The organism is Streptomyces showdoensis, from assembly GCF_039535475.1.
Classification (GTDB): domain Bacteria; phylum Actinomycetota; class Actinomycetes; order Streptomycetales; family Streptomycetaceae; genus Streptomyces; species Streptomyces showdoensis.
In genome coordinates this window covers 628,139-644,545 of sequence record NZ_BAAAXG010000028.1, presented here as the reverse complement: position 1 = coordinate 644,545, position 16,407 = coordinate 628,139, and the positions used below count along the sequence as shown (strand labels likewise).

Genomic DNA, 16,407 nt, shown 5'->3' with positions numbered 1-16,407 from the left:
CCCCCGCGCCGCGGGTCCGCACCACGGGGGGCCTCCGTCAGACCAGGGGCTTCACCGACATCAGCAGATGGCGGTGGCTCCCGCCCTCCCCGTCCGTGACGAGCGCCCGCTGGCCCGGGCCGAGCAGCTGGAGGTGCAGCTCCGCGGCGTCGAAGGAGCTCAGGGCGTCGAGCAGATAGCCCGGGTTGAAGGCGACCGTCAGCGACTCGGCGCCGGTGAGCGCGGCGGGCAGCCGCTGGGAGGCGACGTCGTCCTCGTACCCCGCCTGGAGGTGCACGCCGGTCCCGTCGAAGGTCAGCTGGACGGGGCTGTCGCCCTCGGCCACCACCGCGACCCGCTTGACCGCCTCGACCAGCGGGGCCCGCCCGGTGACCGCGACCGCGTGCTCGCCGAGGGCGAAGAGCTTGTCGTGCCGGGGCAGCCGCCCGTCCAGGAGCCGGGTGGTGGTCCGCATGCCCTCGCTCTCGAAGCCGATGGAGCCGTGGTCGAGGGCGAGCCGGAGCGGTCCCGTGCCCGCGAGCGAGCGGGCGATCTCGGTGAGCCGTCGGGCCGGCACCACCACGTCGGCGGCCTCCGCGCCGGGCTGCCCCGGGGCCCCGGGCGCCCGCTCCGGCCGCCACTCCAGGGTGCGCACCGCGTACCGGTAGCGGTCCGTCGCGGCCAAGGTCATCGTCGTGCCGTCCAGGCCGAGCCGTATCCCCGTGAGCACCGGAAGCGCGTCGTCCCGGCCGGCCGCCACCGCCACGTGCCCGACGGCCGCCGCGAAGGCGTCGGCGTCCACCGTGCCGCGCAGGGCGGGCAGCGCGGGCGGGGCCGGGTAGTCGTCCAGCGGCAGCAGCGAGAGGCCGAACCGGGCGTCGCCGCCGGTCACCGAGAGCCGGGCCCCGTCGACGGCGCAGGCCACCGGCCCGGCCGGCAGCACCTTGCAGATGTCGAGCAGCCGCCGCCCGAGCACCAGGGCGCGGCCGTCCCGCAGGGTGTCGGCCTCCACCTCGATCCGGGCGGAGGCCTCGTAGTCGAGACCGGAGACGCGCAGTCCGCCGTCCGCGGCCTCCAGGAGCAGGCCGCCGAGGACGGGCACGGGGGAGCGGACGGGCAGCACCCGGGCCGCCCAGGCCACGGCTTCGGTCAACAGGCCGCTGTCGATACGGAATTCCATGCCGCCGACGCTAGCGGCCGCCACTGACAACGGGGTTCCGGGCCGGGAACGCCGAGCGCCCGCCTTCCGCGGGGCGGAGAGGCGGGCGCGCTCGTGTTCCAGGCCGGTCGGCCGCGCCGGGGCGGGGCCCCGGGGGATCAGGCGGCGTTCTTGATGGCGGAGATGTCGAAGTTCAGCTTGACCTTGTCGCTGACCATGACGCCGCCGGTCTCCAGGGCCGCGTTCCAGGTCAGGCCCCACTCGGAGCGCAGGATCTCGGCGTTGCCCTCGAAGCCGACCCGCTCGTTGCCGTAGACGTCGGTCGCGGTGCCGTTGAACTCCAGGTCGATGGCGAGCGGCTTGGTGACGTCCTTGATGGTCAGGTCGCCGGTGATGCGGTACTTGTCGCCGCCCAGCTGCTCGGCCTGCGTGGAGCGGAAGCTCATCAGCGGGAACTGGTCGGCGTCGAAGAAGTCGCCGCTGCGCAGGTGCCCGTCACGGTCGGCGATGCCGGTGTCGATGGAGGCGATCCTGACGTCGATGACGGCCGTGGAGGAGGCCGGGTCGGCGCCGTCCAGCTTCAGCGAGCCCTCGTGCTCCGCGAAGGTGCCGCGCACGTTGGTGACCATGGCGTGGCGGACGGTGAAACCGATGCTGCTGTGGGCCGGGTCGATCGTGTAGTCGCCGGTCAGGGCGGCGAGGGCCGGGTCCACCGGGAGGGTCGCGACGGCGGTGGCGGTGGCGGTCTCGTTGTTCTTGCGGCTGAAGATGCCCATGACGTGCTCCTTGATCAGATTCCCGGCCGGGGGTGGTGCCGGTTTCCGTGTTGTTGAACCTTCAACGAGAATGACTGTAGACCTATTCCGTTCAACTTTCAACATCTGCGGAAGATGTTCACCCGCGCGGCCCCGACGCCCTCTGGCGGACGCGCGTAGAACTGCGGCACCATCGGTCTGCGCATCAGCGCCACCGCACCACCTGCACAGCCGTCCCCAACCGTCACGGTCATCCGCAGGAGGCACCCCGCATGAAGCACCGCTACCGCTCCGCGCTCACCGCCCTCGCCCTGGTCCTCGGCGCCCTCTTCGCCCCCGGCTTCGGCGCCCTGTCCACCGCCGGCGACGCCCACGCCGCGGCGACGGTCACCAAGATCAGCCACGCCACGGCGACCTCGATGTTCCGCTCCTCCGGGATCACCTGGTCCTCGTCGGGCAACTGCTCGGACCGCAACAACTCCACGTGTACGTCCTTCGAGCAGCTCAACCTCGCCACCGCCCAGGGCGCCCAGACCCTCAAGAGCGCCAGCGGCTGCGCCCTGAACATCACCGGCGGCACCGAGACCGGCCACGCGAGCGGCACCTACTCGCACTGGAACGGCTACAAGCTGGACTTCGGCAAGGCCACCTGCGTCACCAACTACGTGAAGAACACGTTCACCTACATCGGCCTGCGCGGCGACGGCGCCCCGCAGTGGAAGTCCGGCGCCGGCAACATCTACGCCGACGAGGGCAACCACTGGGACGTGACCTTCTACAACTGCGGCGGCTGCTGAGCCCCCGGCTCCACTTGGACTAACCGGAGGGGGTTGTTGGACTGGCGGGGCCGTCGGCGGACGATCTCGTTGACGCTGCTCCGCCGACCCGGGCCAACTGGTGCGCATGTCGCACCCACACCCTCCCTCCGCCGCGCGGCGGCTGCGCACGGTCTGTGCGCTGGCCGCCGCCACCTCCGCCGTCCTCGCCCTCGCCGGACCGGCCCGCGCCGGCACCGACGACCTCCACGCGACGGCCGCCGCGTCCGCCGAGCCCGCCGCGGGCACCGCGGTCATCCGGTCCGGCCCGCTCGCCGTCGCCGTCGCCGACGACTTCCCGCGCGTCCTCTCGTACACCGACCGGGCCACCGGCGCCCGGCTGCTCGGCAGCACCGCCCCCGTCACCCAGGTCGTCCTCAACGGCACGGCCCACGCCGTCCGGGCCACCGGCGCCCCCGTGCTGCGCCGCGACTCCGCCACGTACACGCTCGCCTTCCCCGACCTGCCGGGGGTGGAGATCGACGCCCGGCTGAGCGTCAGCGGCCGGGCCACCACCTTCCGGGTGACCGCGGTCCGCGACACCGAGGCCTTCCGGGTCGGCACCCTCGACATCCCGGGCCACGACCTGGTCTCCGTCGGCTCCGCCGACCCCGGCGCCGCGACCGCGTTCACCCGGCTCGACCCCGACTCCACCCGGACCGCCGACGTCTTCGCGCAGGTCACCGACGCCACCCCGGCCGATCCGGGCGCCGTCGGCGCCTCGTACGCGATCGTCAGCACCGGGCGGCTCGCCGCCGCCGTCGAGTCCAACTCCTCCTACGACAAGCCCGCCGGCCCCTCCGCCCGCGACGGCGCCCGCTTCTGGCACCAGGCCCGGAAGTCCGGCGGCGAGACCCGCGTCGGCGTCTGGTCCGGCCAGTGGACCTACCGCGGCGCCGGCGCCCCCGCGCCCGAGAGCGGCGACGCCCTGCCCTGGGCGAAGGTCGTGGTCACCCCCGACGCCAACGGCGACGGCCGCACCGACTGGCAGGACGGCGCCGTCGCCTTCCGCACCATCGGCGTCAAGGCCCCGGGCAGCGAGGGGACCCCGGACCGGGTGGTCGCCCACATCCCCTTCAACTTCGCCTCCCAGGCCACCCACCCCTTCCTGCGCACCCTCGACGACGTCAAGCGGATCTCGCTCGCCACCGACGGGCTCGGCCAGTTCGCCCTGCTCAAGGGGTACGGATCCGAGGGCCACGACTCCGCCCACCCCGACTACGGCGGCAACTACAACAAGCGCGCGGGCGGCCTCGACGACCTCAACACCCTGCTGAAGGAAGGCCGGAAGTGGGGCGCGGACTTCGGCGTCCACATCAACGCCACCGAGTCGTACCCCGAGGCGAAGAACTTCAGCGAGACCCTGGTCGACAGGACCAAGCCCGGCTGGAACTGGCTCAACCAGAGCTACTACATCGACCAGCGCCGGGACGTGAACAGCGGCGACCTGGCCCGCCGCCTCCAGCAGCTCAGGGACGAGACCGACGCCAACCTGTCCACCCTGTACATAGACGTCTACTACACCCACGGCTGGATCGCCGACAAGACGATGCAGGCCGTGCGGGCCCAGGGGTGGAACGTCGCCACCGAGTGGTCCGAGAAGTTCGAGCGGTCCTCCCTGTGGTCCCACTGGGCCAACGACCTCGACTACGGCGGCGCCACCAACAAGGGCCTCAACTCGCAGATCATCCGCTTCATCCGCAACGGCGAGAAGGACGTCTGGAACGACCACCCGGTCCTCGGCCAGACCGCCCTGGTCGACTTCGAGGGCTGGACCGGCGAGACCGACTACACCGCCTTCACCGCCAACATCTGGCAGCGCAACCTCCCCGCCAAGTACCTCCAGCGGCAGCGGATCACCCGCTGGGACGGCAACGACATCACCTTCACCGGCGGGGTCCGCGGCACCGTCGAGGACGGCCGCCGCACCTTCTACGAGCACGGCCGCAAGGTCCTCGACGGCGACGCCTACCTGCTGCCCTGGGACGGCGGCGACAAGCTGTACCACTACGACAGGTCCGGAGGGACGACGAGTTGGGCCGTTCCCGGCACCGGCTCGTACACCGTCTACAAGCTCACCGACAACGGGCGCGTGAAGACCGGCACCGTCCGGCCCGTCGACGGCCGGCTCACCCTCGACGCCGTCGCCGGACAGCCCTACGTCCTCTACCCGGACCGGGCTCCCGCGCAGCGCGCCCCCCGCTGGGGCCAGGGCACCCCCGTCGAGGACCCCGGCTTCAACGACGCCGCGCTCCGCTCCTGGACGAAGACCGGCAGCGTCACCCGCGACACCGACGACCAGGGCCGCAACAGCGCCCGGCTCGGCGGGCCCGCCGCCGCCTCCGTGAGCCGGCGGATCGGCGGTCTGACGCCCGGCGCCCGCTACACCGCCTCCGCACTGATCGAGGTCGAGGCGGGGAAGACCCGGCCGACCACGCTCTCCGCCGGCGGCGCCTCCGTCACCGTCGAGCGCTCCGCCCTGGAGGACCGGGTCGCCGCCTCCGACTGGAACGGCACCCGCTTCCAGCGCGCCAAGGTCACCTTCACCGCCCCGGCCGGCGGCCGCACCCTGCTGAGGATCGAGGCGGCCGGCGGCCCGTCCGCCGCCGTCCGCCTGGACGACGTCCGGATCGTGGCCGACGCGCCCGCGACCCGGCCCGGCGCCCTCGTGTACGAGGACTTCGAGGCCGTCGACCAGGGCTGGGGCCCCTTCCTCAAGGGCGACGCGGGCGGCACCACCGACCCGCGCACCCACATCGCCCAGCTGCACGCCCCGTACACCCAGGCCGGCTGGAACGGGAAGCTCGTCGACGACGTCCTCGGCACGGGGGACGGCGGTGCCGAGTCCCTCAAGTCCCACGACGAGAACAGCGGCCTGGTCTACCGGACCGCCCCCTGGACCGTCCCGATGAAGGACGGCCGCAGCTACCGCGTCGAGTTCGACTACCAGTCCAGCCACGCCGGCGCCTACGAGTGGATCACCGGCTACGACCGCCTGAACGGACCGGGCGCCCCCGTCGAGACCCGCCGCACGCCGCTCGGGCAGCAGCGCACGACCGGGCACTTCACCGAGACCGTCACCGCCGGCTGCGGCGACACCTGGACGGGTCTGCGCAAGCGCGCCGACGCCCCCGACGGCGCCGACTTCGTGCTCGACCGCTTCACCGTCACCGACCTCGGCCCGGCCGCCGAGCGCCCCGCCTGCGGCACCCTCGGCCTCGGCGCGCCCGAGACCCTGGAGCCGGGCCGCGCGAACACCGTCACCGCCACCTTCGGCAACGACGAGGCCACCGAGGTCTCCGGCGCCCGGGCCACGCTCAGCCTCCCCGAGGGCTGGACCGCCGAGCCCGCCGCGCCCCTCGCCCTCGCCGCGGTCGCGCCCGGCGCCACCACCACCGCCACCTGGCGGGTCACCCCACCGGTGGACGCCGCCTACCGGCCGTACGAGCTGGGCGCCACCGTCACGTACGGGCTCGGCGGCGGCCCCCGGAAGCTGACCGCCGCCACCACCGTCCGCACCCTGCCGCCGCCGCCCACCGCCGACAGCTGGGCCAGCGACCTCGACTGGGCCTCGGCCGCCAACGGCTGGGGACCCGTCGAGAAGGACCTGTCCAACGGCGAGACCGGCACCGGTGACGGCAGCCCGCTGCGGATCGGGGGAGTGACCTACGCCAAGGGCCTCGGCAGCCACGCCCCGGCCCGGGTCCGCTACTACCTGGGCGGCCGCTGCACCTCCTTCACCGCCGAGGTGGGCGTGGACGACGTCCAGACGAGCCGCGGCTCCGTCCGCTTCTCGGTGCTCGCCGACGGGACGGAGAAGGTCCTCTCCCCGGTCCTCAAGGCGGCGGACTCCGCCTGGCCGCTCACCGCCGACGTGACCGGGGCCGCCTACGTGGACCTGGTCGTCGGGGACGGCGGCGACGGCAACGGCAACGACCACGCGGACTGGGGGAACGCGCGCTTCCACTGCGGCTGAGCGCAGGCACAGCAAGATAGAAAGCGTTTGCAGTGCTCATTGATTGCGTCGGGCGACGGATGTTAGACCGGGCGCCAACCGGTCCCCACCCCCTTCCCCCGGGAGGCTCCCGTGTCCGTCCCCTTCGCAAGCGGCTGGTCCCGCCGCACCTTCCTCGGCGCCGGCTCCGGTGCCGCGGCGGCCCTCGCCCTCGCGCCGTACGCCCGGGCGGCCGAGGCCGCCGACGGCGCCCGGGCCGCCGAGGGCGCGGCCGACGAGTTCGAGACGCTGCGCCGCCGCTGGCTCGACCTCCAGCTCGGCTCCGGCTATGACGCCGGGGCCGAGCCCTACGCCTCCCGGCTCGCCGAGACCGGCACCCTCGCCCGCGGCTTCCGGAGCACCATGGCGCCCGCCGCGAACTCCCTGTGGCCCGACGCCCCCTTCGACCCGCCGGCCGGCATCACCCAGGGCTACGGCCGGCTGTGGACGATGACCCAGGCGTACGTCCAGGACGGCACCGGCTCCACCGGCGACCCCGCCCTCCTCGCCGACGTCCTGCGCGGCCTCGACCACCTCTCCGAGCGGGTCTACAACGCCACCACCACCCGCTACGGCAACTGGTGGGAGTGGCAGATCGGCGCCCCGCGCCTCCTCATGGACATCGTCGCCGCCCTCCACCCGCTGCTCGGCGCCGACCGGATCGCCGCCGCCTGCGCCGCCGTCGACCACTTCGTCCCGGACTCCGCGATCGGCTCCTACACCGGCACCTCCACCGGCGCCAACCGCGTCGACCTGTGCCGCTCGGTCGCCCTGCGCGGCGTGCTCGGCGCCGACCCCGCCAAGCTGGCCCTCGCCCGCGACGCCCTCTCCCCGGTCTTCCCGTACGTCACCAAGAGCGACGGCCTCTACGCCGACGGCTCCTTCGTCCAGCACACCTGGGTCGCCTACTCCGGCACCTACGGCCAGGTGATGCTCGACGGCCTCGGCCGGCTCTTCACCCTGCTCGCCGGATCCACCTGGGAGGTCACCGACCCCCACCGGCAGATCATCCTCGACAGCGTCGAGCACGCCTACGCGCCCCTCCTCTACGACGGCCTGATGATGGACAGCGTCAACGGGCGTGCCGTCAGCCGCGGTTACCTGAAGAACGACGAGCGACGGATCATGCGCTCCGACCACTTCCACGGCCAGGGCCTCATCGCCGCCATCGCCCTGCTCGCCGGCGGCGCGAGCCCGGCCGAGCGCACCCGCTGGCACGCGCGCGTGAAGGGCTGGATCGAGCGCGACACCGTCTCCCCGGTCCTCGCCGCCCGGCAGTTCGGCGTCGCCGACCTCGCCCGGCTGCACGCCATCGCCGCCGCCCCCGCCCCCGCCGCGCCCGAACCCACCGGGCACCGCCTCTTCGCCGCCATGGACCGGGCCGTCCACCGCCGCCCCGGCTGGGCCGCCAACATCGCCATGGCCTCCGAGCGCATCGCCCACTACGAGTGCGGCAACGGCGAGCACCCGCGCGGCTGGCACACCGGCGCCGGCATGCTCTCCTGGTGGACCGGCGGCCGGGGCGACCAGTACACCGACTGGTTCTGGCCCACCGTCGACCCCTACCGGCTGCCCGGCACCACCGTCTCCACCAAGCGCCTCGCCGACCGGGCCGGCGGGGAGTGGGGTGCGGCCCGGCCGGCCGTGAAGTGGGTCGGCGGCGCCACCGACGGCGAGTTCGCCGCGGTGGGCCAGCACCTCAAGGGCCTCGGCTCCACCCTGGAGGCCCGCAAGTCCTGGTTCTGCGCCGCCGACACCGTCATCTGCCTGGGCGCCGGGATCACCGCGCGCGACGGCGTCCCGGTCGAGACGATCGTGGACAACCGGCTGCTCGGCGAGGGCGGCACCGAGGCCTTCACCACCGGCGACGGCTGGGCCCACCTCGAGGGCCACGGCGGCTGGGTCCTCCCGGCCGGAACGGGGGAGCTGCGCACCCTGCGGGAGGACCGCACCGGCGCCTGGAGCGACATCAACACGACCAGCTCCACCGAGCGCCGCACCCGCCGCTACCAGACCCTCTGGCTGGACCACGGCACCGACCCGGCGGGAGCCTCGTACGTCTACCTGCTGATGCCGGGGGCCTCGGCGCGCACCCTGGCCGCCCGCGCCGCCGACCCCGGCTGGCTGCGCGTCCTCGCCAACGACGCGGCCCGGCAGGCGGTCTCCGTGCCCTCGCTCGGGCTGACGGCGGCCTCCTTCTGGCAGGCCGGTACGGTGGAGAAGCTGACCGTCTCCGCGCCCGCCAGCGTGCTGATGCGGCGGTGCCGTGCCACGGTGACGCTGCGGGTGAGCGAGCCGGTCCGGTCGGGGCAGCCGTTCGAGCTGGTCTGGGACCGGCCGGTGCGCGCGGTGACCGCCCGCGACGCCTCGGTGGAGGTGCTCGCCACCGGCCCGGGTCTGCGGCTGCGGATCACCCCCGGTACCGCGGGGGCCACCCACCGTTGCGATGTGCTGCTGTAGGAACCCCACAATCACCGGGGGTGTCTGGCTGTTGACTCGGCCTGGTGGGGCGCAGGTTCTGTCAGGCCCCACCAGGATTCGACACGGGAGACTGTACGGAGTCGACGGCGGGGTTTCCCAGGATGAGTTCGTAGGGTCGGTACATGACCGTTGTGGACCAGATCCCGAGCGAGCCCGCTGACGCCCGCGGCCGTGTGGCCGAGCTGCACGAGCTGCGCGAGCAGGCTCGGCGTGGCCCGAGTGACCGAGCGACCGAGGCCCAGCACGCCAAGGGCAAGCTGACCGCTCGCGAGCGCATCGAGCTGCTGCTCGACGCGGGTTCCTTCCAGGAGGTCGAGCAGCTCCGCCGGCACCGCGCCAGCGGCTTCGGCCTGGAGGCCAAGAAGCCCTACACCGACGGTGTCATCACCGGCTGGGGCACGGTCGACGGCCGCACGGTCTTCGTCTACGCGCACGACTTCCGGATCTTCGGCGGCGCCCTCGGCGAGGCACACGCCACCAAGATCCACAAGATCATGGACATGGCCATCGCGGCCGGCGCCCCGCTGGTCTCCCTGAACGACGGCGCCGGCGCCCGCATCCAGGAGGGCGTCTCCGCCCTCGCCGGCTACGGCGGCATCTTCCAGCGCAACACCCGCGCCTCGGGCGTCATCCCGCAGATCTCGGTGATGCTCGGCCCGTGCGCCGGCGGCGCGGCCTACAGCCCCGCCCTGACCGACTTCGTCTTCATGGTCCGCGAGACCTCGCAGATGTTCATCACCGGCCCGGACGTCGTCAAGGCGGTCACCGGCGAGGAGATCACCCAGAACGGCCTCGGCGGCGCCGACGTGCACGCCGAGACCTCCGGCGTCGCGCACTTCGCGTACGACGACGAGGAGACCTGCATCGCCGAGGTGCGCTACCTCCTGTCGATGCTCCCGCAGAACAACCGCGAGAACCCGCCGACCGTCGCCTCCGAGGACCCGGCCGACCGCCGCTCCGACGTGCTGCTCGACCTCGTGCCCGCCGACGGCAACCGCCCGTACGACATGCACAAGGTCATCGAGGAGCTCGTCGACGACGGCGACTACCTGGAGGTCCACGAGCGCTGGGCCCGCAACATCATCTGCGCCCTGGCCCGGCTCGACGGCCAGGTCGTCGGCATCGTCGCCAACCAGCCCCAGTCGCTGGCCGGCGTGCTCGACATCGAGGCCTCCGAGAAGGCCGCCCGCTTCGTGCAGATGTGCGACGCCTTCAACATCCCGATCATCACTCTTCTGGACGTCCCCGGCTTCCTGCCCGGCGTCGACCAGGAGCACGGTGGAATCATCCGCCACGGCGCGAAGCTGCTGTACGCGTACTGCAACGCGACCGTGCCCCGGATCTCGCTGATCCTGCGCAAGGCGTACGGCGGCGCCTACATCGTCATGGACTCCCAGTCCATCGGAGCCGACCTGACGTACGCCTGGCCCACCAACGAAATCGCGGTGATGGGTGCCGAAGGCGCCGCCAACGTGATCTTCCGCAAGCAGATCGCGGAGGCCGAGGACCCCGAGGCCATGCGCGCGCGCATGGTCAAGGAGTACAAGGCGGAGCTCATGCACCCGTACTACGCCGCGGAGCGCGGCCTGGTCGACGACGTCATCGACCCCGCCGAGACCCGCGAGGTGCTGGCCAAGTCCCTCGCGATGCTCCGCACCAAGCACGCCGACCTGCCGTCCCGCAAGCACGGCAACCCGCCTCAGTAAGAGGAGCCCACCGAAGTGACCACGCCTGCCACAGCCAACCTTCTCCGCGTCGAGAAGGGCCACGCCGACCCCGAGGAGCTGGCCGCGATCACCGCGGTCCTGCTGGCCCGCGCCGCGGCCCAGCCCGAGGAGAGCACGGCCGCCCACCACGGCCGCTCCACGGCCGGCTGGCGCCGCCTGGAGCGCGAGAACGGCTTCCGCGCCCCGCACAGCTGGCGCTGACGCCCACCGCACCACCCGGAGGGCCCCCGGTTCCCGAGAGGAGACCGGGGGCCCTCCGGCGTCGCCGGGGCATGGCATCGCCCGATGCCGACGATCGACGCGCTGATACCGGAGCGGAGCCGGCCCGACCGGACCGCCCTGCACGCCCACGACCCCGACGCGAACGACGAGGAGGCCCCGCACACCGGATCCGGTGTGCGGGGCCTCCTCGTTGCCTCGGCCCGTCGGGACGGTTACCGCAGTCGCGCCATGAGGGCGTGCTCGACCAGGGTGATGAGCGCGCTCTTGGCGTCCGCGCGGTGGCGGGCGTCGGTGGTGATGATCGGGGTGTCGGGCCCGATCTGGAGGGCCTCGCGGACCTCCTCCGGGTTGTACGGCTGGTGCCCGTCGAAGCCGTTGAGGGCGATGACGAAGGGCAGACCCGAGTTCTCGAAGTAGTCGACCGCGGGGAAGCAGTCGGCGAGGCGCCGGGTGTCGACCAGCACGACGGCGCCGATGGCGCCGCGGACCAGGTCGTCCCACATGAACCAGAAGCGGTCCTGGCCGGGCGTGCCGAACAGGTACAGGATCAGGTCCTGGTCCAGGGTGATGCGGCCGAAGTCCATGGCGACAGTCGTCGTCGTCTTGTCGCCCGTGTGGGTGAGGTCGTCGATGCCCGCCGAAGCGGACGTCATCACGGCCTCGGTTCGCAGCGGGTTGATCTCCGAGACCGCGCCGACGAACGTGGTCTTGCCCACGCCGAAGCCACCCGCCACCACGATCTTCGCGCTGGTGGTTGAACGGGCCGCGCCGCCGTTAGAGCTTGCGAAGTCCACTGAGCACCCTTTCGAGCAGTGTCACGTCTGGCTGACCGCCGGCGGCCTCGTCGCCGCCGGGCTGGTGGATGGCGACAAGTCCGGCCTCCGCCAGGTCGGCGACGAGAATCCGGGCAACGCCGAGGGGGATGGAGAGAAGGGCCGAGATCTCCGCGACCGACTTGATCTCGAAGCACAGCCGGCAGATCCGCTGGTGCTCGGGCAACTGCCCCTGCAGCCGGGACGGATCGGCCGTCGTGCTCACCAGCGCCTCGATGGCGAGCTGGTAGCGCGGCCGGGTCCGGCCGCCGGTCATCGCATACGGACGTACGAGCGGGTTGTGCCCGCCCGAGCCGCCCTGACCGCCCGACCGGTGGCCCGGCGCGGTGGACGCGCTCGGGCTGCCGGCGGGGGAGGGCTGGGGCTGCTGCTGGTAGGGCTGCTGGGCGCCGTGTCTGCTCGGCGTGGAGGGAAAGTTGAACCGGTTCTGCGCAGGGTCGCCCTGCGGCGCCCGGTGCGCGTCGAAACCGTTGTAGGGGCTACTGCCCGGGGGTGTTCCCACGTCTCCTCCTCCTACTGCCTCGCGGCCCCATGTCCCTTGGAACCGCGCCACCGCACCCTACGGTGCGGTGACGAGAAACGCACTGTCTGTCTGTTAGTTGAGAAGACTTCCCTGAAGCTCCGCCCGGAGGTCAGGAGTCAGGACGCTTCCCGCACGGTCGACGAGCAGTGCCATCTCGTAGCCCACCAGACCGATGTCGGCCTCGGGGTGGGCCAGCACGGCCAGCGAGGAACCGTCCGAGATCGACATGATGAAGAGGAAGCCGCGCTCCATCTCCACCACGGTCTGGTTGACCGCGCCGCCCTCGAAGATCCGGGACGCGCCCGCGGTCAGCGAGGTCAGTCCGGAGGCGACGGCCGCCAGCTGGTCGGCACGGTCCCGGGGGAACCCCTCGGACATCGCGAGCAGGAGTCCGTCGGCGGAGACCACCACCGTGTGGGACACCCCGGGGGTGTTGTCCACGAAGTTGGTGATCAACCAGTTCAGATTCTGCGCCGCCTGGCTCATCGGGCTCACACTAACGCTCCTGGTTGTAGGTACTACCCGGGCCGAGGCCCGATCCGTTCGTGTCCGTCCCCGCGTTGCGTCCCTGCTGGACGCCGCGGCGCAGGTTGCTCAACCTGCCCCGTACGTCCTCGGGTGCGCGGGAGACCTGGGGGCCGCCCTGCGGGGTGTGCTCCGCCGATCCCTCGACCAGGTTGGCCTTGGGGACCCGCCGGGGAAGGCCGGAGGGGGTGACCCCGCCCGCCTTCGGGTCGCGGAGCTTCTCTGCCCGGGACCAGCGCTCGTCGTTGGCGGAGCGCCAGTCCTCGGTGCCTTCGGCTGCTTCGGCGACCGGCTGCGCGGGCTGGGCCGGCGGCGCGGGCTGCTGCGCTGCCTGCGGGGTCTGCGGCGCCTGCGGGGCGACGCTGCCGCGGCGCGGCAGACCGGCGTCGGTCAGTGCGTGGCCGGTGTCCGGGGTGGGACTCTGCGTGGGACCCGGACGGTCGAAGCCTACGCGCTCGGGGGCCTGTTCGGGAGCGGCCTGGGCAGATTCCGATTCGGTCCCGAACTCCTGCGCGTAACCGTTCTGGTACGCCGACTGCTGGGGCCAGTCACCCTGGTGGGCCGGGGGTTCGTAGCTGTTCTCGTACGCCGAGTGGCCGGTCGGCTGACCGTCGTAGGCGGCTTCCGCATACGCCTGGTCGCGGTAGCCGTCCACGGGCTGCTCGTATCCCGGGTGGCCCTGCTGGCCCTGCTGCTCCTCGTAGCCCTGCGGAGCGTAGCCGAAGCCGTTCTGGTCCTGCGGGTACTCCGCGGGGTACCCGGCGGGCGGGTACTCGGCGGTCGGGTAGTCCCCGGCGTACGGCTGCTCCTGCGGGACCTGCCCCTGCCCCTGCTCCTGCGGCAGGAAGCCCTGCTGCCCGGCGGCGGACCCGGTCTCGTCCCGGTACAGCGGGTTGTCCCCGTGCTGCACCTGGGCCTCCAGGGCCGCGCGGCGCTCGTCGCGCTGCAGCGAGCGGTTGACCGGGTCGAGCTGCTGCTCGTCGGCCGGCTGCTCGTAGCGGGAGTCGTCGAAGCCGAGCTCGGCCGCGGTCCGCATCGGCTGCAGCTGCTGCTGCGGGGCCTCGAAGGCCGAGTGCTGCTGCTGCGGGATCATCTGGGAGACGGTGAAGTCGTCCTGGAGCGGCTGCTCGCCGCCACCGCCGTGCGTGATCGCGTCCGGCAGCATGACCAGCGAGGTGGTGCCGGCCTGCTCGCCCGAGGGGCGCAGCTGGACGCGGATGCCGTGCCGGTCGGCGAGGCGGCCGACCACGAAGAGGCCCATGCGCTGCGAGACGGCGGCGTCCACGGTCGGCGGGTTGGCCAGCTTGTGGTTGATGTCCGCGAAGTCCTCGGCGGTGAGGCCGATGCCCTTGTCGTGGATCTCGACCATCACGCGGCCGTCGGGCAGCCGGGTGGCGGTGACGCGGACCTTGGTCTGCGGGGAGGAGAACGTGGTGGCGTTCTCCAGGAGCTCGGCGAGCAGGTGCACGAGGTCGGTCACGGCCTGGCCGTGGATCTCGGCGTCCGGCACGCCGGCCAGCTCGATGCGCTCGTACTGCTCCACCTCGGAGGAGGCGGCGCGCATGACGTCGACCAGCGGGACCGGCTGGTCCCAGCGGCGGCCGGGCTCCTCGCCGGCGAGGACCAGGAGGTTCTCGCCGTTGCGGCGCATACGGGTGGCCAGGTGGTCCAGCTTGAAGAGGTTCTCCAGCTGGTCCGGGTCGGCCTCGTTGTTCTCCAGGTCGGTGATGAGGGTCAGCTGGCCCTCGATCAGCGACTGGTTGCGGCGCGAGAGGTTGGTGAAGATCGCGTTGACGTTGCCCCGGAGCATGGCCTGCTCGGCGGCGAGCCGGACGGCCTCGCGGTGCACCTGGTCGAAGGCGCGGGCGACCTCGCCGATCTCGTCCTGGGAGTCGATCGGGATGGGCTGCACGCGGGTGTCGACCCGGCCGGGCTCGGTCCGGGACAGCTGGTCGACCAGCATCGGCAGGCGCTGCTCGGCGATGCCGAAGGCGGCGGTGCGCAGCTCGCGCATCGAGCGGCTCATCTGCCGGGCCATCATGCCGGCCAGGATGAAGGCGGTGAGCAGGGCGATCACGACGATGCCGCCGTTGACGTACGCGTCGGTCTGGGCGCTGTCGGAGATGTCGGCGGCCTCGGTCACGGCCTTGTCGACGAGCTCCTTCTCGACCTCGGTGTAGCCGTCGAACTTGCCGGTGGAGACGGCCATCCAGGTCTCGGGCGTGATGCCCTGGGCCTTGAGGGCGGCGAGCGCCTCGGGGTCCTTGGCGGAGCCGATCAGCTGGGCCACGCCGGTGTAGACGGAGTCGTCCTTGCCCTTGGGCAGCTCGATGCCGGCGACCGACATCTTCTTGGCGCCCTCGGCGGCCTTGCCGGCCATGACCTTCTTCAGCCGCTCGACGTCGGCCTCGGTACCACCGGACTGGAACTCGCCCAGGGCGATCTGCTCCAGATAGTTGTACGAGTTGAACGCAACCGACTGCTGTGCGAAGACGTCGTCCTTCTTGGAGGGACGCACGAGGAGCTGGGTGCCGATCGACCGCTGCAGCGACTCGGCGGCCTTCGCGAGCTGGATCGCGTAGACCGTACGGCCGTAGCTGGTGATGTTGCCGGTGCCCAGACCGAGCTCGTTGGAGAACTCCATCAGGTAGTGCTGGATGCCCGTGTAGCCGAGCTGGGTGTTCACCGGGTCGAGCGAGCGGGTGTAGGCGACCTTGCGCAGCGCCTCCAGCTTGGGCTCGGAGTCCCGGAAGAGCTTGAGGCGGCGCTCCAGGCCCTGCCCGCTGGGCATGTTCTTGACGGCCTCGTCGAACTTCACCTTGGCGGCGTCGGTGGCCGCGTAGGCCCGGGCCACCTCGTCGCTCTGGCGGTCCTCGGCGGTCTTGGCCTTGAGCAGGGGAGCGGCGGTGAGGTCGCGCTCGTCGAGCAGCGCCTGGCCGTACTCCGAGGCGGCGCGCACGATGAGCGCCGTCTTCTCGGCGTCCTGTGCCTCCGACCAGGTGTCGATGGAGGACTTCACCTGGAAGCCGCCCATGACCAGACCGACGAGCACGGGTATGAGCAGGATCGCGTTCAGCCTGGTGGGCACGCGCCAGTTGCGCGGGGACAGCTTGCTGGAGCTGCCCTTGCGGCTCGGGGCCGGGGGCGTCACGGGCTCGTCCGCGGGCGGCATCGCCGCGCGCGACGGCGGCGTGAAGTTGCCCCGCGTCTGCTGCTCCGCGGAGCTTTCCTTGCTTCGCCTCACTCGACCAACAACCTCTCGGCGTCGGCACCTACGTTGTGCCGGTGTTTCGTTCAGGGCCGTACTACTCGGGAGTTCATGAATTGCAGCACGTGAAGGGGGTCCCTTCCAAACAGTGCGAAGCAGCCGGTTTTTGGGTTTCACGCCAGAGAT

Annotated in this window: 11 protein-coding genes; 5 read left to right on the top strand and 6 right to left on the bottom strand. The window is 72.3% G+C overall.

Annotated elements, in window-relative coordinates:
* Nucleotides 1-37: 37 nt before the first annotated feature.
* Nucleotides 38-1,159: a DNA polymerase III subunit beta gene (dnaN, locus tag ABD981_RS37525; RefSeq protein WP_046905550.1), complete on the bottom strand. Its 1,122-nt coding sequence runs from the start codon at nt 1,157-1,159 to the stop codon at nt 38-40.
* Between the two features lie 137 nt (nt 1,160-1,296).
* Nucleotides 1,297-1,914: a YceI family protein gene (locus tag ABD981_RS37520; protein ID WP_046905424.1), complete on the bottom strand. Its 618-nt coding sequence runs from the start codon at nt 1,912-1,914 to the stop codon at nt 1,297-1,299.
* A gap of 251 nt (nt 1,915-2,165) precedes the next feature.
* On the opposite strand from ABD981_RS37520, the gene ABD981_RS37515 reads away from it, so the two are divergent.
* From ABD981_RS37515 to ABD981_RS37495, 5 genes are all read left to right on the top strand, one after another.
* Entirely contained in the window at nt 2,166-2,690 is a 525-nt protein-coding gene (locus tag ABD981_RS37515; RefSeq protein WP_046905425.1) for a hypothetical protein, read from the top strand.
* A 106-nt stretch (nt 2,691-2,796) separates the two neighbouring features.
* The gene (locus tag ABD981_RS37510; protein ID WP_046905426.1) at nt 2,797-6,684 is read left to right on the top strand and encodes an endo-alpha-N-acetylgalactosaminidase family protein; all 3,888 of its coding nucleotides are present in this window, start codon (nt 2,797-2,799) and stop codon (nt 6,682-6,684) included.
* Between the two features lie 111 nt (nt 6,685-6,795).
* A complete protein-coding gene (locus tag ABD981_RS37505) occupies nt 6,796-9,162 on the top strand; it encodes a polysaccharide lyase 8 family protein (RefSeq protein ID WP_046905427.1) in 2,367 nt (788 codons plus the stop codon).
* A gap of 143 nt (nt 9,163-9,305) precedes the next feature.
* On the top strand, nt 9,306-10,889 hold the full coding sequence (locus ABD981_RS37500) for an acyl-CoA carboxylase subunit beta (protein WP_046905428.1): 1,584 nt from the start codon (nt 9,306-9,308) through the stop codon (nt 10,887-10,889).
* Nucleotides 10,890-10,904: 15 nt separating this feature from the next.
* Nucleotides 10,905-11,111, top strand: a complete 207-nt coding sequence (locus ABD981_RS37495; protein ID WP_046905429.1) for an acyl-CoA carboxylase subunit epsilon — start codon at nt 10,905-10,907, stop codon at nt 11,109-11,111.
* Nucleotides 11,112-11,344: 233 nt separating this feature from the next.
* On the opposite strand, the gene ABD981_RS37490 is transcribed toward ABD981_RS37495, so the two are convergent.
* The 4 genes from ABD981_RS37490 to ABD981_RS37475 form a co-directional block, all read right to left on the bottom strand.
* On the bottom strand, nt 11,345-11,926 hold the full coding sequence (locus ABD981_RS37490) for a GTP-binding protein (RefSeq protein ID WP_046905430.1): 582 nt from the start codon (nt 11,924-11,926) through the stop codon (nt 11,345-11,347).
* A complete protein-coding gene (locus tag ABD981_RS37485; protein WP_046905431.1) occupies nt 11,907-12,467 on the bottom strand; it encodes a DUF742 domain-containing protein in 561 nt (186 codons plus the stop codon). The genes ABD981_RS37490 and ABD981_RS37485 overlap by 20 nt, the downstream gene beginning before the upstream one ends.
* 93 nt (nt 12,468-12,560) lie before the next feature.
* Nucleotides 12,561-12,974, bottom strand: coding sequence for a roadblock/LC7 domain-containing protein (locus tag ABD981_RS37480; protein WP_005311461.1), 414 nt, complete (start codon nt 12,972-12,974; stop codon nt 12,561-12,563).
* 10 nt (nt 12,975-12,984) lie between these two features.
* The gene (locus ABD981_RS37475; RefSeq protein ID WP_046905432.1) at nt 12,985-16,257 is read right to left on the bottom strand and encodes a sensor histidine kinase; all 3,273 of its coding nucleotides are present in this window, start codon (nt 16,255-16,257) and stop codon (nt 12,985-12,987) included.
* Nucleotides 16,258-16,407: the final 150 nt, after the last annotated feature.